19 protein-coding genes and 2 pseudogenes are annotated in these 26404 nt (G+C 68.0%); 19 read left to right on the top strand and 2 right to left on the bottom strand.

Annotation, left to right across the window (positions count from 1 at the left end; genetic code table 11):
* Window positions 1-244: 244 nt before the first annotated feature.
* From SA87_RS03845 to SA87_RS03810, 9 genes and pseudogenes are all read left to right on the top strand, one after another.
* Window positions 245-1027: an enoyl-CoA hydratase-related protein gene (locus SA87_RS03845; protein WP_066199501.1), complete on the top strand. Its 783-nt coding sequence runs from the start codon at window positions 245-247 to the stop codon at window positions 1025-1027.
* Entirely contained in the window at window positions 1024-2283 is a 1260-nt protein-coding gene (locus SA87_RS03840) for an enoyl-CoA hydratase/isomerase family protein (RefSeq protein ID WP_245637640.1), read from the top strand. The genes SA87_RS03845 and SA87_RS03840 overlap by 4 nt, the downstream gene beginning before the upstream one ends.
* 151 nt (window positions 2284-2434) lie before the next feature.
* Window positions 2435-4087: an acetate--CoA ligase gene (locus SA87_RS03835; RefSeq protein ID WP_066199469.1), complete on the top strand. Its 1653-nt coding sequence runs from the start codon at window positions 2435-2437 to the stop codon at window positions 4085-4087.
* 201 nt (window positions 4088-4288) lie between these two features.
* Entirely contained in the window at window positions 4289-4492 is a 204-nt protein-coding gene (locus SA87_RS13035; RefSeq protein ID WP_156423490.1) for a hypothetical protein, read from the top strand.
* Window positions 4493-4561: 69 nt separating this feature from the next.
* Window positions 4562-6376: a peptide ABC transporter substrate-binding protein gene (locus SA87_RS03830; RefSeq protein ID WP_066199466.1), complete on the top strand. Its 1815-nt coding sequence runs from the start codon at window positions 4562-4564 to the stop codon at window positions 6374-6376.
* A gap of 176 nt (window positions 6377-6552) precedes the next feature.
* Entirely contained in the window at window positions 6553-7482 is a 930-nt protein-coding gene (locus SA87_RS03825; RefSeq protein ID WP_066199463.1) for an ABC transporter permease, read from the top strand.
* A 9-nt stretch (window positions 7483-7491) separates the two neighbouring features.
* The gene (locus SA87_RS03820; RefSeq protein ID WP_066199458.1) at window positions 7492-8409 is read left to right on the top strand and encodes an ABC transporter permease; all 918 of its coding nucleotides are present in this window, start codon (window positions 7492-7494) and stop codon (window positions 8407-8409) included.
* A gap of 71 nt (window positions 8410-8480) precedes the next feature.
* Window positions 8481-9643, top strand: a pseudogene (locus SA87_RS03815) (ABC transporter ATP-binding protein).
* A pseudogene (locus tag SA87_RS03810) lies at window positions 9636-10597 on the top strand (ABC transporter ATP-binding protein). The pseudogenes SA87_RS03815 and SA87_RS03810 overlap by 8 nt, the downstream one beginning before the upstream one ends.
* A 221-nt stretch (window positions 10598-10818) precedes the next feature.
* On the opposite strand, the gene SA87_RS03805 reads toward SA87_RS03810, so the two are convergent.
* Window positions 10819-11325, bottom strand: coding sequence for a hypothetical protein (locus tag SA87_RS03805; RefSeq protein WP_066199453.1), 507 nt, complete (start codon window positions 11323-11325; stop codon window positions 10819-10821).
* A gap of 234 nt (window positions 11326-11559) precedes the next feature.
* Here SA87_RS03805 and SA87_RS03800 point away from each other — a divergent pair, with 234 nt between their 5' ends.
* The 8 genes from SA87_RS03800 (at window position 11560) to SA87_RS03765 (ending at window position 20999) form a co-directional block, all read left to right on the top strand.
* Window positions 11560-11967: a DUF6385 domain-containing protein gene (locus SA87_RS03800; RefSeq protein ID WP_066199450.1), complete on the top strand. Its 408-nt coding sequence runs from the start codon at window positions 11560-11562 to the stop codon at window positions 11965-11967.
* Window positions 11968-12064: 97 nt separating this feature from the next.
* Window positions 12065-12790, top strand: a complete 726-nt coding sequence (locus SA87_RS03795; RefSeq protein WP_066199446.1) for a DUF6385 domain-containing protein — start codon at window positions 12065-12067, stop codon at window positions 12788-12790.
* Window positions 12791-12843: 53 nt separating this feature from the next.
* Complete coding sequence (locus SA87_RS14215; RefSeq protein ID WP_066199441.1) at window positions 12844-14721, top strand: glycosyltransferase; 1878 nt, start codon at window positions 12844-12846, stop codon at window positions 14719-14721.
* Between the two features lie 311 nt (window positions 14722-15032).
* On the top strand, window positions 15033-16643 hold the full coding sequence (locus SA87_RS13660; protein WP_066199439.1) for a glycosyltransferase family 2 protein: 1611 nt from the start codon (window positions 15033-15035) through the stop codon (window positions 16641-16643).
* Entirely contained in the window at window positions 16603-18006 is a 1404-nt protein-coding gene (locus SA87_RS03780) for a tetratricopeptide repeat-containing glycosyltransferase family 2 protein (RefSeq protein WP_066199436.1), read from the top strand. Before SA87_RS13660 ends, SA87_RS03780 begins: the two co-directional genes overlap by 41 nt.
* A complete protein-coding gene (locus tag SA87_RS03775; RefSeq protein ID WP_082718358.1) occupies window positions 17988-18806 on the top strand; it encodes a GDSL-type esterase/lipase family protein in 819 nt (272 codons plus the stop codon). Before SA87_RS03780 ends, SA87_RS03775 begins: the two co-directional genes overlap by 19 nt.
* A 181-nt stretch (window positions 18807-18987) precedes the next feature.
* Window positions 18988-20016: an ABC transporter ATP-binding protein gene (locus SA87_RS03770; RefSeq protein ID WP_169793314.1), complete on the top strand. Its 1029-nt coding sequence runs from the start codon at window positions 18988-18990 to the stop codon at window positions 20014-20016.
* Entirely contained in the window at window positions 20013-20999 is a 987-nt protein-coding gene (locus tag SA87_RS03765) for an ABC transporter permease (protein WP_066199431.1), read from the top strand. The genes SA87_RS03770 and SA87_RS03765 overlap by 4 nt, the downstream gene beginning before the upstream one ends.
* 18 nt (window positions 21000-21017) lie before the next feature.
* Here the strand turns inward: SA87_RS03765 and SA87_RS03760 are convergent, their stop codons facing one another.
* Window positions 21018-23414, bottom strand: a complete 2397-nt coding sequence (locus SA87_RS03760) for a bifunctional diguanylate cyclase/phosphodiesterase (protein WP_066199426.1) — start codon at window positions 23412-23414, stop codon at window positions 21018-21020.
* A 401-nt stretch (window positions 23415-23815) separates the two neighbouring features.
* On the opposite strand from SA87_RS03760, the gene rarD reads away from it, so the two are divergent.
* The gene (gene rarD, locus SA87_RS03755; RefSeq protein WP_245637639.1) at window positions 23816-24691 is read left to right on the top strand and encodes an EamA family transporter RarD; all 876 of its coding nucleotides are present in this window, start codon (window positions 23816-23818) and stop codon (window positions 24689-24691) included.
* A 134-nt stretch (window positions 24692-24825) separates the two neighbouring features.
* Entirely contained in the window at window positions 24826-26379 is a 1554-nt protein-coding gene (gene murJ / locus SA87_RS03750) for a murein biosynthesis integral membrane protein MurJ (protein WP_066199422.1), read from the top strand.
* The last annotated feature ends 25 nt before the right edge of the window (window positions 26380-26404 follow it).

Genomic DNA, 26404 nt, shown 5'->3' with positions numbered 1-26404 from the left:
CCGTGGGCGGGCCCGGTTGGGGCCGGAGCCGGAGACTGGACGTCGCGGCTCCGACGGATGGGAGGCGGCGACGCCGACGGATGGACGACGTCGACGGATGGGGGGTGACGCCCACGGCGGCGCTGAAGCGGTTCGACCCCAACCGACGCGATTCGGAGGGCGATTCGGGATCCGGGGAAACGCGAACCAGGGAAAGGAGGTGACGCCCTGCGGAGCCGCCGGACGGCGGACCGCAGGGCGGACGGTGAGCGAGGGGCTTCGCATCGAACGGGACGGCCGGGTGGCGATCGTGACGATCGACCGCCCGCCGGCGAACGCGCTGTCGCAGGGGCTTTTGCAGGAGCTCGACGAAGCGTTTCAAGAGCTCGCGGCCGACCCGGCGGTGAAGGCGGTCGTCGTCACGGGAAGGGGGAAGTTTTTCTCCGCCGGAGCGGACCTCAAGGAGATGCAGGGCGCTTTGGGCGACGCCACCCGGGGTCGGGCCCTCGCCGAGCGGGGCCAGCGAACGTTTGATCAGATCGAAGGCCTCCCGAAGCCGGTCGTTGCCGCCGTGAACGGCTTTGCGCTGGGCGGCGGCATGGAGCTTCTTCTCGCCTGCCACGTCCGCTTCGCCGCCGCGTCGGCGAAGGTCGGGCTTCCCGAGACGAACCTCGGTCTCATCCCGGGCTACGGCGGCACCCAGCGCCTCGCCCGGACGGTCGGCGCCGCCACCGCCCTCGATCTCATCCTGACGGGGCGGATGATCGACGCCGCCGAGGCGCACCGCCTCGGCATCGTCCAGCGGGTCGTCCCGGACGAGGCGCTTCGGGACGAAGCGCTCGCCTATGCCCGGGCCCTCGCCGAAGCAAAAAGCGCCGTCTCCCTCGCTCGGGCGCTTCGGGCGGTCCTGGCCGGCCGGGAGCGGCCGCTTGCCGAAGGGCTCGCCCTGGAGGCGGCGCTGTTCGGCGAACTGTTTGCTTCGGCGGACGCCCGGGAAGGGGTCGGCGCCTTCGTAGAGAAGCGAAAACCCACCTTCCAGGACCGATGAGCTTTCGAATCGAGGGGAAGAAAATCCGCGATGCGGAAGGCCCCGACGTCCAGGCCGCTTGGGCGATCGAGGACGAAGCGAGACGGAAGGGTGAGCGGATCGAGATGGCGGAGACGAACGCCCATCCCATCGCGACGGACGACGTGCGGGCGGAAATCGCGGACGGCATCGGTTGGATCACCCTCAACCGGCCGAAGCAGCTCAATGCCCTCAACCTCCCCATGATCCGGGCGATCCGCACGGCCCTGGAAGCCTTCGAGGCGGATGAGGCGGTGCGCCTCGTCGTGTTTGAAGGGGCCGGCGAGCGGGGATTTTGCGCCGGGGGCGACATCCGGGCGCTGTACGCGGCGCGGGAGGAGCCGGATCGGGCGACCGCCCGGACGTTTTTCGCCGAGGAGTACGCCGTCGATCACTACGTCCTGACCTATGCGAAGCCCGTCGTTGCCTTCCTCGACGGCATCGTCATGGGGGGCGGGGTGGGGCTTTCGTACGGGGCGACGGTGAAGATCGTGACCGAACGCACCCGCTGGGCGATGCCGGAGGCAGGGATCGGCTTTTTTCCCGACGTCGGGGCGTCGTATTTTTTAAGCCGCCTGCCGCACCACGCCGGCCGCTACCTCGCCCTGACCGGCGAGGCGGTCGGCGCGGACGTCCTCCTTCGGTTGGGGCTTGCCGACTGCTTCCTTCCGTCGGCGGCGTGGCCGGCGGTCAAGGCGGCGCTTCGGGAAGCGGGCGCCGCCGGCGCCGACGCGCCGGCCATCCTGACGGCGCTCCGGGAGCGATGCCGCCGGAGTCCGGGCGAGGCCGGAGCGGGTCCGGTCGGCGGGGCGCCGGCCGAGGGCGCCGGCAGCGGGTCTCAGGACGTGGATGGGCTCTTCGAGCGGACGGCGCGGTATTTCGCCGGCGAGAGCGTCCCGGCGATCGTGGATGCCCTCGAGGCCGGCGCCGAGGCGGGGGACGCGTGGGCCCGGGAGACGCTGGCGGTGCTCAGGGGCCGTTCGCCGACGTCGCTTTTGGTCATCTTCGAAACGCTCCGGCGGGGGCGGACGAGCACGTACAAGGAGGCGCTCGTCCGGGATCTCGGCGTCGCGGATGCCTTTTTGGCGCACGGCGATTTTTACGAAGGCATCCGGGCCCAGGTCGTCGACAAAGACCGCCGCCCCCGCTGGCGGCCGGCGTCCCTCGCCGAGGTGACGCCGGAGGCGGTCGCGGCGTTTTTCCGCGACCCGCCCCGTCCGATCCCGTTCGTCCGCTGACGAGCCCGGCCGGTGGAGCGCTTCGCTTCCGGAAGGTGCAGGTTTTTGAAAAGTCCCGATCCCGTTCGTCCGCTGGCGAGAGGGCGCCGCCCCGCCCTTTTCTCCGCCCAAGGTTTAGAAAACGATGAAAAATAATTCATGAAGCGGAGGGATGACGATGACGGACGCCTTTCGGGCGCTCCTCGCCCCGGAGCGGTTCAACATCGCCGAGGCGCTCCTCGCCCACGATCCGGCGAAGCCGGCGCTCCTTTGGGAAAACGACGCCGGCGACACCCGGCGGGTGACCTACGGCGAACTCCGGGACCTTTCGGACCGCCTGGCCCGGGCGCTTGAGGAGCTTGAACTCGTCAAAGGCGACCGGGTGATGGTCCTCATGCCGCGGCTTCCGGAGACGTATGTCGTCTACCTCGCCCTCCTCAAAAACGGCCTCGTCGTTCTCCCGGGGTCGGAGCTCCTCATGCCGGCGGACCTCGACTACCGGCTGAACCATGCCGAGGCCCGGGCGGTGATCGCCCACGAGACGCTCGCCGAGCGGGTCGACGCGGTGGCGGAGAAGACGCCGAGCCTCGCCGTCCGGATCGTCGTCGGCGGGCCGCGGCCCGGCTGGATGACCCTCGCCTCCCTCGTCGAAGACGCCGTCGGGGCGCCGGAGCCGGTCGAGACGTCGCGGGACGACCTCGCCTTCCTCTCGTACACGTCCGGGACGACCGGCTACCCGAAGGGCGTCATGCACACCCACGGCTGGGCGTACGCCCATTTTACGATCGCCGCCAAGCGCTGGCTCGACATCCGGCCGGACGACGTCGTGTGGGCGACGGCGGCGCCGGGGTGGGCGAAGTGGATCTGGAGCCCCCTCGTGGCGACGCTCATGAGCGGCGCGACGGGCTTCCACTACCTCGGCCGCTTCGATCCGGAGCGGTATCTCGACCTTTTGGAAAAGTACCGCATCAACGTCCTCTGCGCCACGCCGACGGAGTACCGGATGATGGCCAAAGTCGACGGCCTGGAGCGGATTCGGCTCGATGCGCTCCGGAGCGCGGTCAGCGCCGGAGAGCCCTTAAACCGCGAGGTGATCGACACGTTCCGGCGCGTCTTCGGCGTCACCGTCCGGGACGGCTACGGCCAGACGGAAAACACCCTCCTTGTGGCGACGACAATCGACGTCGAGCTCCGGCCGGGGTCGATGGGGCGGCCGACCGTCCCCGGGGCGGTGGAGATCGTCGACGAGTTCGGCCGCATCGTGCCGCCGGGCGTCGTCGGCGACATCGCCGTGCGGCGGGATTTTCCGCCCCTGTTCAAAGGGTACTTCCGGGACCCGGAGCGGACCGAGGCGGCCTTCCGGGGCGAATGGTACATCACCGGCGACCGGGCGAAAAAGGACGACGACGGTTACTTCTGGTTCGAGGGCCGCGCCGACGACATCATCATCTCGAGCGGGTACACGATCGGGCCGTTCGAAGTGGAAGACGCCCTCGTCAAGCACCCGGCGGTCAAAGAAAGCGCCGTCGTCGCGAGTCCGGACGAAGTCCGGGGTGCGATCGTGAAGGCGTTCGTCGTCCTGAAAGACCCGGCGCTCCTCGAGGCGGTCCGCGCCGACGCGGCCCGGCGGGAGGCCCTCGTCGCCGAACTGCAGGAGCACGTCAAGCGCATCACCGCCCCGTACAAGTACCCCCGGGCGATCGAATTCGTCGACGATCTTCCCAAGACGGTCTCCGGCAAGATCCGCCGGGTCGAGCTTCGGCAGCGGGAGTGGGCGAAGGTGAAGGAAGTGGGACGATCGGCGGAAGACTCCGCGTCAAACTAAAAATACAAAAAAAGAACGTTTTGCAGCGCCGGATTTGCTCCGGCGTTTTTATTTTGCGTTGCGGTGCGGCTTGTTCGGTTTATTGGCGGCACGATCGAATTCAGCATACTGACTTACGGCACCACCCTTTGTGTGGACAGGTGTTGGTGCATTACATTCGTTTAGTCGACGTTTTCCCCACGAAGGAGAATCTAACCGGACGTGCAAAGCGGCTTATTTACCAATCAAGCTGAAAATAGATATGTTCGTGCAGTTCTTTTACGGCCTTTGAAAATCATTGTTCGACTGACAGATTTGGATCGCATGAGCGGACCCTTTTGCGAGCAAAAGAAAAACGAAAATAAAAACGAACACATAAAACACGGAAAGGTATATCAAGCAAATATTACATTGGGGATCAGTTGAAAAAGACACAAATTCAATTTATGATTATCTCGATTTAGATCGCTCAGCGTGAGAGAAGGGGGTAACTGCATGCAGCGGCGCTTCCGGGGCGTGTCGCTCGCCCTTGCCGTCGTCTTCGCGCTGTCGATGGCGCTTTCGGCGTGCGGCGGCGGAAAGAGCGAGAACACGCCGTCGAATCAGCCGGCGGCCGGCGGGGCCGCCCAGGAACTTCACCTCATGATCGGCGACGAGCCTCCGGCGCTGGACGCCCAGATCACGACCGACAACATCTCCATCCTCATCCTGAACGCCGTGCAGGAAGGGCTCGTCCGCCTCAATCCGGACGGGTCGATCGGGCCCGGCATGGCGGAGTCGTGGGACGTGAAGGACGACGGCAAGACGTACGTCTTCCACCTCCGGAAGGACGCGGTCTGGTCCGACGGCACGCCCGTGACGGCGCAGCAGTTCAGCGACGCCTGGGAGCGGGCGGCAAACGGTGAGACTGCCTCCCAGTACGCCAACCTCATCACCGACTACATCCAGGGTGCCGAGGAATACTACCGGTATACGAGCTACCTCGCGGCGAAGAAACTCTATGAGACGGACAAAAAGGCGTATGAAGAGGCGTACAAGAAGGAAGACGGCACCGTGCCGCCACCGGATGTGGCCGTCTACGGCAAGCCGATGTCCGACATCAAGCCGGTGACGTGGGACGACGTCGGCGTGAAGGTGATCGACGACCACACGCTGGAAGTCCGCCTGAAGCAGGCGGTGCCGTACTGGCTGGAGCTCACGCAGTTCCCGACGTATCTCCCGTTCGTGAAGGAGTTCTACGAGAAGAACAAGGACAGCTACGCGACGGAGCCGGATAAGCTCCTCTACAACGGCCCCTTCATCATCGACCAGTGGCTCCACGACGCGAAGGTCGTCCTGAAGAAGAACCCGAATTACTGGGACAAGGACACGGTCAAACTCGAGACGATCACCCTCGACGTCGTGAAGGACTCGAACACGGCGCTCAACCTCTACCTCGCCGGCGAGGTCGACCGGACGGGGCTGGCGCGGGAGCAGGTGCCGCAGTACAAGAACGATCCGAACTTCCACACCTTCCCGGATTTTTCCGTCTTCTACCTCGAATTCAATACGACGAAGAAGCCGTTTGACAACCCGAAGGTCCGGAAAGCCCTCTCGATCGCCCTCGACCGGAAGGCGTACGTCGACACGGTCCTGAACAACGGCTCGATGCCGGCGTACGGGCTCATCCCGCCGGGGTTCAGCGCTTACTCCGGTTCGACGAAGACGTTCCGGGAAGTCTCGAAGGAGCTCTTTGGGGAACCGCTCTTTCAGGACAACCGGCCGGATGAGGCGGCGAAGCTTCTCAAGGAGGGCCTCGAGGAAAGCGGCATCCACCCGAACGGCTGGACGTTCCGCCTCCTCGGCGACGACTCCGACACCGCCCGCAAGGGGAACGAATTCCTGAAGGCGATGTGGGAGCAGGCGTTCAAAGACCTCGGCGTCAAGGTCGAGCTCGACCAGGTGCCGTTCAAGGAACGCCTGAAGCGGTCCCGGAGCGGCGACTTTGAGGTCGTCATGGCCGGCTGGGGTCCGGACTACAACGATCCGGACACCTATATGTTCGTCTTCGAGACCGGCGGCGCCTACAACGACGGCAAGTGGTCCAATCCGGAGTACGACCGGCTCGTGAAAGAAGCCCGGGCGGCGACGAACCTGGACGAGCGGGCGAAGAAGTTCGCCGAGGCGGAGAAGGTCCTCGTCGACGACACGGGCGTCGCGCCGATGTACTGGCGGGTGATCGCTTATCTCCAGCAGCCCTACGTCAAGGGCCTGGTCGAACGGGGCATCGGCGCCTCCCTCGAGTTCAAGTGGGCTTCCGTCGAGAAGTGATGACATCGAACCGTAAGCCCGACGAACCTTGGGAGCGAACGGCCCCGATGATCGTCGGGTGCGATTCCGCGGATCCGACGGCATCCTGATCGGGATGCAAAAAACAAGGATGTGGCGGCGTCCACACGCCGCCCTCCTTGTTTTTTTGAGTTTCGGGCTGAAAAGGAGGGGCCCCGGTGCTCCGGTATGTTTTGGAAAAATTCTTCCTCATGCTGTTTACCCTTTTCGTCATCGCGACGCTGACCTTTTTCATGGCCCGCGCCCTCCCCGGCGGTCCGTACCAGAACCCGGAAAAGCTCACGCCGCAGGTGAAGGCCCTCTTCGACATGAAGTACGGCTTGAGCGATCCCCTGCCGATCCAGTACCTCCGCTACTTGAACAACCTCCTTCACGGGGACCTCGGCCATTCGTTCAAATACCTCAACCAGTCCGTCAACGGCATCATCGCCCAGACGTTCCCGGTTTCGGCCCGCCTCGGGCTGCAGGCGCTTCTCTTTGCCCTGCCGCTCGGCCTCGCCTTCGGCATCGTCGCCGCCCTGTTCCGGGGCCGGCTGCCGGATTACGTCCTCGTCTTCATCGCCGTCCTCGGCGTCTCGATCCCGAACTTCGTCCTCGCCGGATTTATGCAGTACTGGCTCGGCGTGCAGTGGAAAGTGCTGCCGGTTGCCCGCTGGGGGACGTTTCAGCATACGATCATGCCGAGCCTGGCCCTCGGCATCGGCATCCTCGCCCTCATCACCCGCCTCATGCGGACGTCGATGCTGGACGTCCTCGGCTCGGACTATTTGCGGACGGCCCGAGCCAAGGGCCTGAGCCCGACGGCGGTCGTCGTCCGCCACGGCATCCGAAACGCGCTTCTTCCCATCATCACCATCGTCGGCGTGCTGATGGTCGACCTCATCACCGGCTCGATCATCATCGAGCAGATCTTCGTCATCCCCGGCATGGGGAAGCACTATGTGAATTCGATCAACACGAACGACTACATGCTCATCATGGGGCTGACGATCTTCTACAGCGCGCTTCTGGTCCTGGCCATCTTCATCACCGACGTCCTCTATGGGGTCGTCGATCCTCGCATCCGCGTGGCCGGACGAAAGGAGTGAGCGTTTGCCGTGCAGGGGGAGCTGACCGAACGGGATTTTTTGCCGCTCCGGGAAAAAGAAGAAGCGGAGCGGATTGCCGGCGAGAGCCTTTCGTTCTGGCGCGACGTCTTTCGGCGACTTCGGAAAAACCCGGTGGCGATGGGGGCGCTCGTCTTCCTCCTCGTCATGACGGCGCTCGCGATCTTGGCGCCCATCCTGAGCCCCTACGCCTACGACGAGCCGAACCTTACGGATGCGAACATGCCCCCGGGAGCCAAGCACTGGTTCGGCACCGATGAGTTCGGCCGGGATCTCTGGGTGCGGGTGTGGATCGGAGCCCGGATCTCCCTCTTCATCGCCCTGATGGCCGCCCTCATCGATCTCGTCATCGGGGTCGTCCTCGGCGTGCTCGCCGGCTACAAGGGCGGCTGGGTCGACAACGTCATCATGCGGACGATCGAGATCCTCTCCGGCATCCCCTGGCTCATCATGGTCATCCTGCTCATCATCGTCATGGGCAGCGGCATGGCCACCCTGATCATCGCCATGGCCATCACCGGCTGGGTGGGCATGGCCCGCCTCGTCCGGGGTCAGGTGATGCAGCTGAAGGTGCAGGAATTCGTGCTTGCCGCTCGAACGCTCGGCGCCGGGACGTGGCGGATCATGTGGAAACATCTGATCCCGAACGTCCTCGGCATCGTCATCGTCCGGCTGACGATGAACATCCCAGCGATCATCTTCACCGAGGCGGTGCTGAGCTTTCTCGGCATCGGCCTCAAGCCGCCGCTCGCCTCGTGGGGCGTCCTCGTCAACGACGGGTACAAAATGCTCGGGTCGTTCCCGTGGAACTTCTGGTTTCCGGCGCTGGCCATCAGCCTGACGACGCTGGCCTTCAACCTGCTCGGCGACGGCCTTCGGGACGCCATCGATCCGCGGCTTCGGCGCTGAGCCCGTAAGGCGCCGTTCGTCCGCCGGCGCTTCAGTTCAAGTTCGGATGGGGTCAGAAAGGAGGTCGATCGATGGCCGAACGGCTCCTCGAGGTGGAAGACCTCGTCGTTTCGTTCCGGACGTATGCCGGCAAAGTGCACGCCGTGCGGGGCGTGTCGTTTGCGTCGATGCCGGCGAGACGCTGGCGATCGTCGGCGAATCGGGGAGCGGAAAAAGCGTCACCGTTCAGGCGGTGATGCGGCTGCTTACGACGCCGCCGGCGGTCATCGAACGCGGCCGCATCCGCTACGGCGGCCGAGATCTCCTCGCCTTAAGCGAGCGGGAGATGCAGGACGTCCGCGGCCGGGAGATCGGCATGATCTTCCAGGATCCCATGACGTCGCTGAACCCGACGATGACCGTCGGCCGTCAGATTGCCGAAGGGGTCATCCGGCACCAGAAGCTTTCCCGATCGGCAGCGCTCGAGGAAGCCGTCCGCCTTCTGGGGGAGGTCGGCATTCCGAACCCGGAGGTGCGGATCAAGCAGTATCCGCATCAGTTTTCAGGCGGGATGCGCCAGCGGGCGATGATCGCGATGGCGATCGCCAACCGGCCGAAAATCGTCATCGCCGACGAACCGACGACGGCCCTCGACGTGACGATTCAGGCGCAGATCCTCGAACTGCTCGTCGAACTGCAGCGGACGCACGGGATGGCGATCATCCTCATCACCCATGACCTCGGCGTCGTGGCGAAGATGGCCCACCGGGTGGCGGTCATGTACGCCGGGCAGATCCTCGAGGCCGGGTCGGTGGACGACCTCTTTTATCGTCCTCGGCATCCGTACACCTGGGGGCTTCTCAACTCCATCCCGCGGATCGACGCCGGGGAGCGAAAGCCCCTCGTCTCCATCCCGGGTTCGCCGCCCAATCTGATCGATCCGCCGAAGGGCTGCCCGTTTGCGCCTCGCTGCCCGTATGCGATGGAGATCTGCGTTCGCCGGATGCCGAAGGAGACGCCGGTGCCGCCGTCCGGCGTGCCGCTTTCGAAGGCGGGAGCCCCTGAAACGGTCGGCAGGACGGCCGCCGATGCCAGGTCGTCGGGCGATGCCGATGCCTCCGACCGCCCGACGGCCGTCCGAAAAACCGGCCGGTCGGCTGCCGGCGCAGGGCACACCGTCCGCTGCTGGCTGATGCACCCGATGGCGCCGAAGGTCGAACCGCCGATCGCGGCGGGGAGGGAATCCCGTGTCTAAACCCACACCGATCCTCGAAGCGGAACGTCTGAGCAAACACTTTCGTCTTCGCGGCGGCGCCGTCGTCCGGGCCGTGGAGGACGTGAGCTTTGTCGTCTACGAAGGAGAGACCTTCGGTCTGGTCGGAGAGTCCGGCTCCGGGAAATCGACCCTCGGCCGGACGCTCATCCGGCTGTACGAACCGACGTCGGGCCGGGTCCGCTTCCTCGGTGAAGACGTTCATCGCCTGCGGGGGCCGGCGCTCCGGCGATTTCACCGGCAGATGCAGATGATCTTCCAGGACCCGTACGCCTCGCTGAACCCGCGGATGACGGTGGCGGACATCGTCGCCGAGGGAATCGACATCCACGGCCTGGCCAGATCCAAAAAGGAACGCATGGAACGGGTCTACGCCCTCCTCGAGACGGTCGGGCTTCTGCCCGAGCATGCCGGCCGTTTTCCGCACGAGTTTTCCGGCGGGCAGCGGCAGCGGATCGGGATCGCCCGGGCGCTGGCGGTCGAACCGAAACTCGTCATCGCCGATGAGCCGATCTCGGCGCTGGACGTCTCGATTCAGGCGCAGGTCGTCAACCTCTTGAAAAAACTCCAGCAGGAAAAAAGCTCACCTACCTCTTCATCGCCCACGACCTGTCGATGGTGCGCTACATTTCCGACCGCATCGGGGTGATGTACCTCGGTCAGCTGGTGGAGCTCGCCGGCAGCGACGAGATCTACGCGCGTCCGCTCCATCCGTACACGCAGGCGCTCCTTTCGGCGGTGCCGATTCCCGACCCGGCGAAAGAGCGCACCCGGGAGCGGATCGTCCTCGCCGGCGACATCCCGTCCCCGATCAACCCGCCGAGCGGCTGCCGGTTCCGCACCCGCTGTCCGCACGCGATGGACGTCTGCGCGGCGCAGGTGCCGGAATGGAAGGAAGTCGAACCGGGGCACCATGTCGCGTGCCATCTGTACTGAATTCTGTCCTCTGCAATTGTGGGTACGAAACGGCGAAAACGGCCATCCATCCGGCCGCGTTCCGACGGGAACGGCGGCGATCATTCGATTCGGTCAGATGACAACGGGCGGGCCGGCCGCATTTGCGGCCGGCGTTTTCATGCCGCGCTCTGTGAGCCGCGTTTTTTGCCATGTTCTTCCGTGGTCGTAATTTTTCCGGTCTGAGGACAAATGGCGACCGTTTAAGGTTCGAGCGCGGTGAGGGCGAGGAGGAGCGACAGCAAAAAGGCCCATGCTCCGGCGAGCATAAGGCGGATCGCCAGCCGTTCGTTGGCGCGCCGGCGGTCTTGGGCGGCCTTGTCGTCGTCTTCGTCGACGGCTTCGCGGCGGGTGACGCCGGAGGGGGGGCCGGTCGTCTTTTCGCAGGCCGGATGGCCGGCGACCCTTTGGCGCCCGGCGCTCGGCAGGCCGAGGCGCTTTTCGTGCGGCGGGGTCGTCGGGTGAAACAGCCCTTGAAAGGCGAAGACGATGAGGTCGAAAACGCCCCGGGCGGCGATCCAGATGACGGCGCCGAGGAGGAACACGCCGAGGCCGGCCATGGCGAGCCGATCGACGATCGACCGAAGGGGATCGTCGATGTCCGGCCCGAGCACGGTCCAGGCGATGACGATCAGGGCGATGAGGCCGGAGAAGGCGAAGCCTTGGGCCAGCAGTCGAACCGCGCGCCGGAGATTCGCGTTCGGAATCATCGCGACCTCCTGAGAAAGGTGAGATTTCCTGGGAAAGATGAGATTTTCACAGCATCGGTGCGGGTCGTCGGTCGGGGCCGTTTGGCCAAAAGAGGGATCGCCGGACGAACGCGGACGGGGTTCGCCCTTTTTTGATTTTTAGCGACGGAAGGGAGACAAACATCCCGGACAGGCCGGTGTGCGGCTCATACAGATAGTATCGCAAGGCCGATGCGGCCGGAAGGGGGTGAGGCGATGGGGGCATGTCGGAAACCGAAACCGTGCCGGCCCGTCCGGCGGGTCCGACAGGTGAAGATCATCGTCTGCATGCCGAGCCGGGCGCCGGTATTTACCGAGGCGGTGTACCGAAACGTGCGGGTGAGGGGTCAGCCGATGGCGCTTCCTCGGCAGAACACGGCGCGCCTGCAGAGGTATTCGTACGCCGTCGTGAACGCCGGGCCGGCGGAAGTCGAGGTCCGCCTCGAGGTGAGCCCGGACGGCGTGCATTACGCGCCGGATGCGTCGATGCGGGTGGAAAGCGGGAAGACCGGCGTCATCGTGCCGAACCGCTATCTTCGGTACACGCGGCCTACGCTTCGGACCGTCGAGGCCGGCGCCACGGCGACGGTGGACGTTTTCTTCCAGGCGCAGTCGGCCGGCTGAAGCAGGCGATGGATCACGGGGACGGGGATCAGAACGAAGATCGATGGGCGGAACCGACCACGAGGATCGGTCCGCGGAAAAGGGGAGGTAAAAACGGATGCCGAACTACTCGGTGTTTCAGGCCAATCCGGAAGAACTGAAAGCGCTCATTTTCGGTTCGGACGGAACGACGGCGCGGCCGCTGGCGGTGAATGCCAGCGCCGAGCTCCTCGTCGGCGGCGCAACGGTGACCGGCGGGACGCTGGATGCGGTGTCGGCGGCGACGATCGCGGGCGGGACGCTGGACGCGGTGTCGGCGGCGACGATCGCCGGCGGGACGCTGGATGCGGTATCGGCGGCGACGATCGCCGGCGGGACGCTGGATGCGGTATCGGCGGCGACGATCGCCGGCGGGACGCTGGATGCGGTATCGGCGGCGACGATCGCCGGCGGGACGCTGGATGCGGTATCGGCGGCGACGATCGCCGGCGGAACGCTGGACAGCGTCACGTCGATCTCGCAGCGGAGTTTTCTCGAGATCGCCAACACGGATGTCGCCACCGGGGATACGCTGACGGCCCTGCCGGCGGTGACGACGGCCGTCCTCGGACATTATTCGTATTTCATTTACAATGCCGGCGCCAACGACGCGGTGGCCCAGGTGGAAATCAGCGCCGACGGGACGCACTGGTACACGGATATTCCTTCGACGACGGTCGCGTCTGGTTCGGTGGCGGTGCTCGTGCCGACGCGCTTTTTGAAGTACACCCGGCTGGCGTACGCTTCGGCGGTGGTCGGCGCCGCGACGACGATCGACGTGTACTTCAACGCGCAGGGGACATAACCGCCGGGGACGGGCGTTGATCGACCGGCGGTCGAGAAAGGAGACGGTCGGCGATGGAGGATCGACCGCGACGCTCCGGTGCCATGCTCTTGGGAGTGCACATTTTGGCGAAGAATGAGGCCGCGCGGCTTCCGGCGGCTCTCGAAAGCGTACGGGAGATCGCCGACGAGATCATCGTCATCGACACGGGTTCGACGGACGGGACGCCGGAGGTGGCCCGCGCCTTCGGGGCGCGGGTCCTTTTTGTGCCGTGGCAGGACGATTTTGCGGCGGCCCGAAATGCGGGGCTTGAGGCGGCCCGGACGGACTGGGTGCTCGTCCTCGACGCCGATGAGCGGGTCGTCGCCGGGCGGAGGGTTCTGCGGTCGCTCATTCGGGAGACGGAAAATGAGGCTTTCACGGTCGAAATTCAAAATGCGATCGGTTCCGATCCGTGGGCGCGCGTCGTCTTTCGCCCGGTGCGCCTGTTTCGGCCGTCCGCCTTCGGCGGCCTTCGCTTCTTAGGTCGCATTCACGAACAGCTCGTCACCCCGGACGGCCGCCCGGCGCCGTTTCGGCCGGCGGCGTCGCCGCTCGTGATCGAGCACGTCGGCTACCGGCCCGACGTGCTCCGGGAAAAGGGGACGGCGGAGCGAAATGCTCGCCTCCTCGCGCGATGTCTGGAGGAGCGACCGGACGACCCGTTTTACCGCTACCACCGGGGTATCACGTTGGTGCAGCTCCGGCGGCTTCGGGAGGCGGCCGCCGAACTCGAACGGGCGCTTGAAACCGCTCCGAAGTCGGCGCCGTATCGCCCGTCGCTCGTTCGGACGCTGTCGCTTGTGTATGAAGGGTTGGGGCGGCCGGAGCGGGCGCGGACGCTGCTTCAGGCGGAGGCCCCCGACGTCGAAGGACAGCCGGAGCTTTGGCATCTTTTGGGGGAATCGTTTCTGGCGGCGGGCTGGGTCAGGCCGGCCGAAGCGGCCTTTCGGGCGGCCCTTGCCGCGGCCTTAAGGGCCGATCCAAGCGACGACAACGTCCGGACGTTCGGCGTCGGCGGCTTTCGGACGCGGACCCGCCTGACGGAGGCGCTTGCCCGGCAGGGGCGGTGGGCGGAGGCGATGGAGGCGCTGCGGGCGGCCCTTCTGGAGCGGCCGGATTTTGCTCCGGCGCGCCGGCTGCTTGAGGCGCTGGTCGAACCGCCGGCGTTGCCGAGCCGGCCGGCGGATCGGGCGTCTCAAGGGGGGCGGAGGGAGCAGGACGCGGCGCCGGAGGCGGCCCGGGCCTCGCCGGCGCCGGAGGCGGCGGGACGAAGGCCGAAGACGGCGGCGGAGGCGTGGGCGATGTATCGGGCGGGGGCGGTTCGGCCGGCGGCGGAGTTTTTCCTCGAATCCCTCGGGGACGGCACCCTTACGGCGGAAGGGGCGTATGCCCTCGGTGAACTGCTTTACGAACGGGGGCACGGGGCGGCGGCCGAAGCGATGTTTGTCCGGGCGATCGCCCTGGCGGAGGCGGCCGAAGGGCGGAGGCGCGTTCTTCAGGCGGACGAAAGCGGGGGTGACGTTCCGCCGGCGGCGGACAAAGGGCCGGGCGGTGCCGGCGAGGGGGCGTTCGGCCCGGCGGGGCTTTCGGATCGGGCGCGCGTCGGCGCGGCGCTTTCGCGACTGGACGATCTTCTGGCCGGCGTGGCGCGCGCGCTTCGGCGGGCGGACGAAAGAGCGGCGTCGGCGGTTCGGCGGGTCGAAGAGGGTCGGGACGGGCCATCCCCTGGCCCGGCGGCGGTCGTCCGCCGGTGGACGGCGGCCGAAGCGGCGCTCCGACGGATGCACCATCGCCTCGCGGAGGCGCGAACGGCGCTTGCCGGACTGCCCTGGAGGGTTCGGATGATCGGAGACCGCGGAGGAAGCGGGGAAGGGACTCGGAGGACGGAAGGAGCGGAAGGGGCGGATTGAGCGGCTCGGGGGAAGGAAGCGGCGGATGGGACGGCTCGGGCGGCTCAGGGAACGGAGGCGGCGAAGGAGGCGGCTCGGACGGCTCAGCGTACGGAGGGGGAGAGGGCAAATCGGCGCCGGAGACGCCGGAGGGGCCGGTGGGACGGCGGAAGCGGCGGCGGGGAAGGGGCGGACGGAGGAGAGGAAGAAGGCCGTTCAGGCGATGGGGAAGGAAAGGGCGTTTCAGGGGGGACGGGCGGCGGAAGCGATCGAGGGTCGTCTCGGACGACGGAGGAGGCGAAAAAGAACGATGGAAAGGAGGAGCGGCGGGGATGGTGCGGCTTACGCTGGCGATGATCGTGCGCAATGAAGCCGGGCGGCTTTCGCGGGCGCTTCAAAGCGTCCGGGACGTCGTCGACGAGATGATCGTCGTCGACACCGGCTCGACGGACGGGACGCCGGAGATCGCCCGGGCGCACGGGGCGCGGGTCGTCGCCGTGCCGTGGCAGGACGACTTTTCCGCCGCAAGGAATGCCGGGCTCGAGTTCGCGCGGGGAGACTGGGTGTTCGTCCTCGATGCGGACGAATGGCTGGAGCCGGCCGATCGCGGGCGGCTGAAGGCGCTTCTTTGGTCGCCGGCGCTGGCCGCCTATGAGGGGGGGTTCGTCCAGATCTGGAACCGGCTTGGCGACGGCCGGGAGGGGGTGGCGGTGCATCCGGCGCTCCGACTTTTCCGCAACCGGCCGGAGCACCGGTTTTCCGGCCGGGTGCATGAACAGATCGCGGCGGCGATTTTCCGGCGGAAGCCCGATGCGGCGTTATTCGTGAGCGACATCCGGGTGCATCACGACGGATATCTCCGGGACGTCGTGCGGCTCAGGGGAAAAATCGAGCGCAATGAGCGGCTCCTCCGCCAGGCGCTCCTGGCGGCGCCGGACGATCCGTTTCTCTGGTACAACCTCGGCGTCGAGGCGCTTCGGCGGGGAGCGGCCGCGGAGGCGGCGCAGGCGTTTGTTCGCGCTCGGGAAACGATGGCGCCGGCGGTGAGCTTTGCGCCGCTCGTGTACAAATACGAGGCGCTGGCCCGGCGGCTGGCCGGCGATCCGGACGGGGCCCGGGCGGTGCTCGAAGCGGGGTGCCGGCGGTACCCGCATCATCCGGACCTCTGGCATCTTTGGGGCGAGATCGAGGCGGCGGTCGGGCGACTCTGGGCGGCGGAGGCGGCCTATGCGACGGCGTATGCCCTCGGACCGGCGCCGCCGGGGGTGCCCACCGAGGCGGGCGTCGGCGGCGCCCGGACGGCGGCGGCGCTTGCCCGCCTTCGGGCGGCGCTGGGGGACCTCGCTGGCGCCCGGCGCTGGGCGGGGGAGGCGCTCCGGCAGGCGCCGGGGGACGGGCGGGCGCTCGGGCTTCTCATTCGCCTGGCGGTCGTCGCCGGTGGGGAGCGGGAGGCGGTCCGGACGGCCGTCCGCCTGCTTCGGGTGCGGGACGCTCAGGCGGCGGAGCGGGTGGCCGGGGCGCTCCGGGCCGCCGGAGCCCCCCGGGCGGCGGCCGTCTACGTCCGCTATGTTCGGCGCTTCGGTTCGCCGGCGGTGCAGGGCGCACGGCCACCGGTCGGTCGGCCGCCCGGCGGCCGGCTGTGGGCGGTGGAACGGTGGCTGGCCGGCGTGCGGCACCCGGCTTGGCGGACGGGGACGGTGCTGGCGGCGCGGCTTTCGCTGTTCGACGGGGCGACGCCTTGGATCGAGGGGGCGCATGGGGCCGAGGATTCGCCGGTTGCCGGCGGGCCTCCGTCCGGGGAGGATCGGTCCGGCGGGCTCCCTTTGTCCGGACGGGTTGCATGGGACGGCGGGCGGCCGGGCGTTCCGGCGGCGGGCGTGCGGAAAGAAGGGGGGATGGGCGGTGCGGCCGACGATTTCGCTCGCGATGATCGCGCGGGATGAGGCGGCGTCGATCGGGCGGGCGATCCGGTCGGCGGCGCCGATCGTCGACGAAGTCGTCGTCGGCGATACGGGTTCGACGGACGGGACGCCGGCGGTGGCCCGGGCGCACGGGGCGCGGGTCATCGCCGTGCCGTGGCAGGATGATTTTGCCGCCGCCCGCAATGCGGTGCTCGAGGCGGTTCGGGGAACGTGGGTGTTCGTCCTCGACGCCGACGAGGGGGTGGTGTCGGTCGACCGCCCGGCGCTGGAGGCGATGCTCGAGCGCCCGGACGTCTTCGGCGGGGTGGTCGAGATCCGGCACCACCTGGGGGCCCGGCCGGGGGCGATGCTGGCGACGGATGCGGTGCTCCGGTTGTTTCGCCGGGACCCGCGGATCCGCTATCGGGGCCGCATCCACGAAGACGTCACGCCGTCGATCACCGCCCTCCCCGGCGCTCGCATCGTCCGGGCGCCGGTGGTGCTGGAGCACTTCGGCTACCTCGAGCCGGCGGTGGCGGCGAAGCGGAAAAACGAGCGGAACCTCGCCCTCGTGCTCCGGGCGATCGCCGACGCGGGGGACGATCCGCGCCTCTGGTATGCCCTCGGCACGGAGTGGTTTCAGCGGGGAGACGTCGTCCGAGCCGCGGCCGCGCTCGAGCGCGCGTTCCGGATGGCGCCGCCCGCGGCCGGGTATGGGCCGGATCTGGCGATGAAGCTTTTGTTTTCGCTGCGGCAGGCGGGACGGCTGGAGGAGGCGCTCCGGCTCACAGGCGAAGTGCTGGCCCGCTATCCGGGATCGCCGGAGCTTTGGGCGCTTGCGGCGGAGCTATTGCTTTCCGCCGGCCGGCCGGCGGCGGCGCTTCGGGCGGTTCGGGCCGCCCGCGAGGCCGAAGCGGCGCATCGGTCGGCGGAATCGGTCGGCGGGTGGTCGGCCGGGCGGATGGTCGGAAGCGGGACGTTTGTGAGCGATGTGCTGGCCGGTCAGGCGTGGGAGGCGCTCGGTCGGCCGTCGTGCGCGCTCCGGCACTACCTTCGGGCCGTCCGGGAAAACCCGCGGTTTTTGCCGGCGTGGGGGCGCTTCGCGGCGTTCGGTGTCCGGATGGGGCGCGTGGGGCCGCTCGTGCGGGCGATCCGCCGTTACCGGGATCGATGGGCGCCGGAAGACGGAATTCCGTCCGCGATCCTCGCCGCCTGCCGGACGGCGGCCGGGACCGATCCGGCGGCGTACGCCGCGATTCGGCAGGCGCTCGGAAAAGCGCTGGGGGAGCCGGCGGAGGCTCCGGAAGAACCGACGCCGAAGGGGAACCGGGGATTCGCTGAAGGGAAGGGCGGGGCCACGGTCGGGGAAAAGGCTATAATGAGAGCATGGGACGAAGATGGGTGATCGGGTGGATGGCGCTGGCGGCGCTCGTGAGCGCCGTCTGGCTCGTCGGGTTCGTCGCGGCGGCCATGGAGCTCCTCGGACCGGGCCGGACAGGCCCGGCGTCGCCCGCTCGGCCGGGGACGGTGACCGACGAGGCGGGACCTTCCCGGGGGCCGGAGGCCGGACCGCTTCGCCTCGTCGGCCTCGGCGATTCGATCCTGCGGGGGATCGGCGACGGCGAAGGCGGCGGCGTCTTCCGGCGGTTCGGGGAAAGGCTGGCGGCGGCCGATCCGGGCCGGCGGCCGCCGGTGATGGTGAATCTGGCGGTGGCCGGCGACACAAGCGCCGATCTTGGGCGCCGCCTCGCGCTCCCCGAATTTCGGACGGCGGTCCGGGCGGCGGACGGGATCGTCCTTTCGATCGGCGGAAACGATGCGTTTCCGAGCGTCGATGTATTGAAGCGGCCGGCGGCGTACGCCGATCCGGAAGCGATCTCCGCCTTTCAGGCGACGATGGAAACGGTTTTGCGCGCCTTCCGGCAGGACAACCCGAAGGCGCCGATTCTCTGGCTCGGGCTGTACGATCCGTTTTCCGATGTGCCGGGGCTTTCCGGGGCGGCGGAGGCGGCCCTCGACCGGTGGAACGCGGCGATCCACGCGGCGGCCCGGAGCGCGCCGGGGGTGATCGTCGTGCCGACGAACGACCTCCGGCAGGCGGCGGGGGCGGCGTTTCTCGCGGGGGATCATTTTCACCCGAGCGCGGTCGGCCATGCGCTCCTTGCCGGGCGGCTGGCGGAGGTGTGGGCGGCGCTCCGGCGGTAAGGGGAGGCCCGGGCGAGGCGAGGTCGGGAGCGGGGAAAAAGGCGGTGTCGATGGCCGGGGCCGCGCCAAAACCGGGTTGAGGGCCTCGGAGCGTCTGCGGCGAGAACCGCGGCGAGAACCGATGAAGATTCATGATGGTGGGATGGTCGGGCACGGAAAACGACGGCCGGGAGGGGTGGCCGTGAGCGGCGAAAAAGCATCGGACGAAGCGGCGCCCGAGGGAGCGGCGACCGGCGGAGCGGGGTTCGGCAGGGCGGAGGCGCCGGCGCTCGCGGTGCGGGGGCTCACGGTGCGCGCCGGCGGCCGGGTGCTCGTCGAGGACGTGACGTTTGCCGTCCGGCCGGGGGAGGTGTTCGCCCTTCTCGGGCCGAACGGCGCCGGGAAGACGACGACGCTCCGGGCCGTCCTCGGCCTGATCCGGCCGGCCGCCGGCGAGGTGTGGCTTGCCGGGCGGAAGCTCTGGCCCGGCCGGCCCTCGGCGCTTCGGGCGGTCGGCGGGCTGATCGAGGCGCCGGCGGTCTATCCTTACCTGACCGGGTGGGATCATTTGAAACACGTGGGGCGGATGCGGGGGGTGTTCGATCCGGCGGCGCTTTATGCCCTCGCCGAGCGGACCGGCATCGCGCCGCATCTTTCGGCCCGGGTGGCGACGTATTCCCTCGGCATGCGGCAGCGGCTGGCCCTCGCCCTCGCCCTCGTCGGCCGGCCGGCGGTCGTCGTGTTGGACGAGCCGATGAACGGCCTCGACCCGCCGGGGATGCGGGATTTTCGGATGTTCATCCGGGAGCTGGCGGCGGAAGGACAGGCGGTGCTTTTTTCCAGCCACCTCCTCGCCGAGGTGGAGGCGGTGGCGGATCGGATCGGGCTCATGGCCGGCGGCCGGCTCCTCTGGTCGCGATCGGTCGCCGATGTCCGGCGGGCCGCCGGCCGGCGGTACCGGATGGTTCTCCGGCCGCCGGAGGCGGGGGAGGCGCTCCTTCGGGCGGCGCCGGAGGTGGTGCGCCTGGAGCCGGTGCCGGACGCACCGCCGGGGACGGTCTGGGTGTGGCTCGCGGACGAAACGAAGGCGCCGGCGCTCATCGCCCGCCTCGCCGGCGCCGGCGTCGAGGTCCGGGCGGCGGCGCCGGATGTGCCGCCGCTTCAGGAGTTGTTTTTCGCCTGGACGGAGGCGGACGGGCAAGCGTATCCGAGGGGACGGGCGGAGCGATGACGGCGTGGTTCTGGCTCGTCTATAACGAAGTGGAAAAACTTCTTTTCCGCCGCCGGATGGCGGTGGTGGTGGGCCTCCTCGCGGTGCTCATCCCGCTTTTTGTCTACGCCCAGCACAAGCAGCTCGAGACCGTTCGGGCGCGAATGGGGACGGACGACTGGCGGCTCTGGACGGCGCAGCTCATCGCCGACAACGAAAACCGCCTCGCCGCCTCCCGCCTGCCGGAGGAGTGGCGCCGGTGGCTCCTCGTCCGCAACGAACAGCTCCGGGCGTATCTCGCCGCCGGCGTCGACCCGAACGCGCCGGGGGCGGCGGGGTTTCTTCGGAGCTTCATGGAGGCGGGGATGCCGCTTTTCGTGCCGCTCTTTGCCTTGATCGTCGGGAGCGACATCATCTCCGGCGAGCGGTCGGCGGGGACGCTCCGGCTCCTTCTTTCGCAGCCGGTCGGGCGGCTCCGGCTCGCACTGGCCAAAGTGGCGGCGCTTTGGCTTTCGGTCGGGATGATTTTTTTCTGGATCGCCGTGCTGGGGACGCTCGTTTCGGGGCCGGTGTTCGGCTTCGGCGGCTTTCAGGTGCCTCAGCTCGTCGGCTTTCGCGTAAGCGGCGAGACGCTCGATCTCGGCGGCGTTCGGCTCATCCCGATGTGGCAGTATCTGCTCATGCTGTTCGGCCTCGGCTGGTACGCGAGCACGGTCGTGGCGCTCTGGACGTTTTTCGCGTCCAGCGTCGCCCGCTCGACGGCGGCGGGGATGGGGGCGGGCTTCGCCTTTCTGCTCGCGGGGAGCGTGCTGGCCAATTACGCGAGCGGCTGGCGGGGGGCCAAGTGGGTGGCCAGCACGAACCTCGATCTCGGGCCGTACCTTGCGGGGCTCAGGCCGCCGATCGAGGGGCTTACGCCGGCGTTCGCCCTCGGCTACCTCGGCGCAACCGGCGCTTTGGCGCTCGGGCTTGCCCTCTGGCGTTTGACCCGGGATGTGGCGTAAACGGCGTTCGACCGGCGCCTAAAACGGCGCGATGAGGGAGGCGCTCCCCGGCCGGCGCTTGACTTCCCGCTTCAGGGCGGCGGCCCGTTCGGCGAGCGTCTCGGTCGAAAGGCCCCGGGGATCGCGGACGATGACGACGGCGACGGAGACGCTGACGCGCTCCGCCAAGGAGGCGGAAGCGGCCTCCGACCGGGGAAGCCCGTCGGACGGTGCGTCAGACGGCACCTCGGGCGGCGCGGACGCCGCCGGAATTTCGGGCGGGATGGGCGTCCGGTCGAGGCCTTCCGGCGCTTCGCGCTCCGGCGGATCGATCGGTGATGCCGCGTCGCTCCGGTGACGTGTCGTGCCGCCGTCCCGGCCGGAGGCCATCGGCGCCGGCGCCTCCTGGCAGTAGAAGCCGATGCCCCGGTCGAACGCCGCGACGATGTCGAAGGCGAGGGGCTCGGCGGCGTCCGGCGGGGCGACGAGGACGAAGTCGTCGCCGCCGATGTGGCCGACAAAGACGTCCGCCTCCGGCCGCCGGGCGGCGGCGTCCTTGAGCACGTCGGCGAGGAAGCGGATGACCTGATCGCCCCGCTGGTAGCCGTATCGGTCGTTATACTGTTTAAAACGATCGAGGTCGACGTACAGGAGGGCGAAGGGGAGGTTTTTTTCGATCTTTTCCCGCACGGCCAGGTCGATGGCGTGGTTCCCCGGAAGGCCGGTGAGGGGGTTCGCCAGCCGGACGGCTTCCATCTTGACGTTGGCCAGGTAATTCAAGATCGCTTCGATGGAGACGACGCCGATGAGGCGGCCTTCGTCGGCGACGATGATGTAGTCGTACGCCTTGTCCGCCGGCCGGGCCATCGCCAGCCGGGCGACGACGTCGATCGGGGTCTTCGGGTCGACGACCAGCGGGTCGAAATCGGTGACCAGACCGATCGGCCGGCGGCTGTAGAGGGAGGCGCCGTACTGGGTGGCGAGCACCTGCAGGAGCTTCTCCCGCATGACGAGGCCAACGATCCGGCCGCCGTCGGTGATGACGACGCCGCCGTCTTTCGTTTCTTCGAGGTACTGCCGGACGAGGGCGGTGATCGTCCGGCGGTCGAAGGTGTGCGCCGGGGCGGTGATGAGCTCGACGGCGTCTTCCTGCCGCCGCTGGAGGGCGAGGATGCGCCGGTGGCGGAGGATGGCTTCGACGGCGTCTTTCGGTGGGGTGTCCGGCGGCCGGCGCGTGGGGCGGGCGAGGTAAAAGCCCTGGGCGGCGTATACGCCGAGGCGGATGAGCTGGACGAGCTCGCCGGCGGTCTCGACCCCTTCGGCGATGATGCGGCTTCCGACCTTGGTGGCGAAGAAGACGAAACTTTCGAGGAGGCTCTGCTTGACCGGGTCGGCGTCGAGCCCGGCGATGAGCGAGCGATCGACCTTGATGAACTCCGGCCGGAGGGCGAGGATCGTCTGAAAGGAGGCGTACCCGGCGCCGGCGTCGTCGACGGCGATGCGGAAGCCCTGGCGGCGGTAGTGGTCGATGATCTCCCGGAAGCGGCGAAAATCGTCGATCGCCTGCTGCTCGGTCACCTCGAAGACGGTATCCGAGACGGAAAGCCCTCGCGCTTCGAGAAGCCGCCGCGTGTGGCCGGGGTGAAAGGCGGGGTCGTGGACGACGGCGGGGCTGACGTTCAGAAAGAGCTTTTCGCCCGGCCGGAGAAAGCCGGCGCCGGCGATGGCCGTTTCCCGGGCCAGTTTCTCCAGGAGATAGAGGAGGCCCTCTTCTTCCGCCCGGGTGAAGAGTTTAAGCGGCGAGTGCAGCGGGCTTCCCTCCGGCCCGCGGGTGAGGGCCTCGTAGCCGACCACGGAACCGTCGGCGAGGGAAAAAATCGGCTGGTAGACGACGGAAAGCTCCCGCCGGGACAGGAGGCGAAGGAGCGCCTCCCGCTCGGCGAGGTCTTCCGGCGCCGGACGGCGCTTGGCGAGCTTCAGGGCGAGCTTGATCGCCCGGTAAAACTGCCGCTCCGCTTCCTCGCTTCGTTCCGGGAGGGTGACGGCGCTCAGATGAAAGGCGAACCGGTCGACGAGGGACGGGAGGGCCGCTTCGGCGGCCGCGACGAGGCGTTTTAACATTCTCCCGCCTCGGGCATAAGCCAGCGGCGGGATGTGCTCCGGCGCCGCGGCGTCCAGCCGCAAGAAGACGAGATAGTCGTCGCCGAAGGCCCGGCCGGCGGCAAGCACGTCCGGTTCGAGGGTGACCAGCTCGGCGACGGCCCGGTCGAGGGCGTCGAGAACGCGCCGGGCGGCTTCCTCGCCGTACCGCATTTCTATTTCAGTAAAATTCTGTATATCGAAAAAGAGCATCGCGTTGGCGCCCCGCTCGAGGAGGTCGGCAAAGCGGGCCGGCCACCGTTCGGTCGAAGGGCCAAAGGTTCGGCGTTCCGACATGAGGCCTCCTCCTTTGCCTCGATTCCTTCGCCGTCCGGGAGCGCCTCGCCCGAGGGCCGCCTTCGGGACCGTCCCGGAGCTTCGATGCCGTCTTGGTGGGGCCGCCGCTCTCCCGAGGCCGGAAGCGCAGCCGGGCGGCGGTTCGGAGAACGGAGCTGTGCCGGCGTCGACCGGTCCCCCCACCGTCGCCGCCGGCGACGCGCTTCGACACGATCGGACGGGTACCTCGAGTTTACCGTTTTTTGTCACGCGGAAGGTAAAGGCGACGTTAAGAAACCGTAAAAATTTGATGAATAAAGAAGCAAACGCGATGCAACATCGAAATTTCCGCAATCCAAGCCGATCATTTGAGCCTCGAAAGAAACGGCGGTAAAATGGAGCGAGGAAAGGGGTCGGCTGGAATGGGCTATGCGCTGGCGGCGTTTTTGCTCTGGGGGCTTCTTCCCCTCTACTGGAAACACCTGGCCGGCATCCCGGCGCTGGAACTGCTCGCCCATCGGTTTCTCTGGTCGTTCGTCTTCGTCGCCGGCTGGCTCGGCGTCCGCCGGCGCCTCGGCGAGCTCGGCGCGGTGTTTGCCGACCCCCGCCGGCGGCGGCCGCTTTTTCTCGCCGCCGTGCTGATCGCCGTCAACTGGGGGGTGTACGTCTGGGCGGTCACCGGCGATCACCTCATCGAGGCGAGCCTCGGCTATTACATCAATCCGCTGGTGAGTGTCGCCCTCGGCGTCCTCGTCCTCGGCGAGCGGCTCGGGCGGCGGCAGTGGGCGGCGGTGGGGTTGGCGGCGGCGGGGGTCGTGCTCTTTGCGCTGGAGGTGCGGGGGCTGCCCTGGATCTCGCTGGCTCTCGCGTTTTCGTTCGGCTTTTACGGACTGGTGAAAAAAACGCTCCATCTCGACGCCCTGACCGGTCTGGCGGCGGAGACGGGGATGCTGGTGCTTCCGGCGGCCCTCACCCTCGCCTGGATCGAAAGCGCCCGGGGCTGGCCGGCGCTCGGGTACACCGCCGAGGTGTGGCTCCTTTTGCTCGGCGCCGGAGTGGTGACGGCGCTCCCGCTCCTCTGGTTTGCCGAGGCGGTGCGGCGGGCGGCGCTCTCGACGGTCGGCCTCATCCAGTACGTGACGCCGACGATGAAGCTTTTGTTCGGCGTGTTTTTGTATCATGAACCGTTTACGCCGGCCCACCTCGCGAGCTTTGCCCTCATCTGGGCCGCGCTGGGGCTGTATACGACCACCTTCTTTCGCCGCGCCGGCGCCGCACCGGCGACGGTGGAAAAGTAGTCTGAGAGGCCGAAACGCGCGTCCGGGTGGGGCTTCAAGGAGAAGCCGCACCGGCGGGGGAAAAGAGTCACAGAGGCTTCTCCGAGGCGCCGTCCGGAGGAAGCGCATCGCCGGGCGGAAGAAAGGAGCCGGTTATGCAGCGCGGTGTGGTCTTTACGACGGCGGCCATCATGGCCATCACGCTCTTAAGCCGCCTCCTCGGCTTTGTCCGGGAGACGGCCATCGCCGCTTATTTCGGGGCGAGCGTCGAGTCGGACGCGTATTTTATCGCCTACTCGATCCCGGGCGTCCTGTTTGCGGCGATGGCGGCGGCGATCGGGACGACGTTCATCCCGGTCTACCAGCGGCTGGAAGGCGCCGAGCGGGAGCGGTTTATGCATAATGCGACGACGGTCATCGGGCTCGTTTCGCTCGTGACGAGCGCCGTCGCCTTCGTCTTTGCGCCGGGGCTTGTCCGGCTGTTCGCTCCCGGTTTCGGGCCGGAGGCGGCGGCGCTCACCGCCGATCTGAGCCGCATTTTGCTTTGGATGATCGTTTTTTTGACGCTCAATGCGATCTTCACCGCGTACCTTCAGAGCCGGGGCCGCTTTCTTGCCCCGGCGGCGGTCGGCATCCCGTTTAACGTCGTCGTCGTCGGCTACCTCCTCATCTTCGGCCGGTCCCTCGGCATCGCCGGGTTTACGTGGGTGACGCTTCTGGCGGTGGCGGTGCAGGTCGTCTTTCTCCTGCCGTCGATGGTCCGGGAAGGGTACCGCTACCGCGTCGTCTTCGATCTCAAGGAGCCGGGGATCCGACAGGTCGTCGGCCTTATCGGCCCGGTGATGATCGGGACGGTGGCGGCGCAGCTCAACATCGTCGTCGACCGGATGCTCGCCTCCGGCCTGAGCGAGGGCAGCATCTCGGCTTTGAACTACAGCAACAAGGTCGTCCAGCTCGCCTACGGCATCGTCGTCCTCTCGGTCCTTTCGGTGCTTTATCCGCGCTTTTCCCGTCAGGCGGCCGACGGCGACCTTGGGGCGCTCCGGGAAAGCGTCGCCCGGTCCTTTGCCGCCCTCATGCTCATCCTCGTTCCGATCACCGTCGGAAGCCTCCTCCTCGCCCGGCCGATCATCGCCGTCCTCTTCGAGCGCGGCGCTTTTGACGCCCGGGCGACGGAGCTTACGGCCGGCGCCTTTTTCTTTTTCAGCCTCGGCCTCATCGGCCTTGGGACGCGGGAGCTCTGGACGAAGGCGTTTTACGCGCTGCAGGACACCCGGACGCCGATGCTAAACGGCGTCATCGCCATCGTCCTCAACATCGCCTTGAATCTCCTCCTCGTCGGGCCGATGCAGCACCTCGGCCTCGCCCTGGCGACGTCGATCGCGCTCACGGTCGCCAGCCTCATGCAGTATGTCTCGCTTCGGCGGCGGATCGGCGGCGTCGGTCTGCCGGCCGTGCGGAAGTCCCTCGCTCGCTCGGCCCTGGCCTCCGCCGGGATGGGAGCGGCGCTCTGGCCGATCGCCGGGAGCCCGCTCCTCGGCGAAGGCTCGGCCGTCTGGCGGGCGCTCGTCCTCACGGCCGTCATCGCCGGCGGGGGGCTTTTGTACGCCGGGCTCCTGTCCCTCTTCCGGGAACCGCTCTGGCTGGAGGCGCTCGCTCGGGCGCGCGGCGCCTTTCGCCGGCGGGTGGCCGCGCTCCGGCGCTCGTAGCCGGCCTCCGGCGCTCACGGCGCGA

Source organism: Hydrogenibacillus schlegelii (genome assembly GCF_001653195.1).
Lineage (GTDB): Bacteria > Bacillota > Bacilli > Thermicanales > DSM-22653 > Hydrogenibacillus > Hydrogenibacillus schlegelii.
Note: the sequence above shows the minus strand (reverse complement) of the source record. Positions and strands in the feature narration are given on the sequence as shown.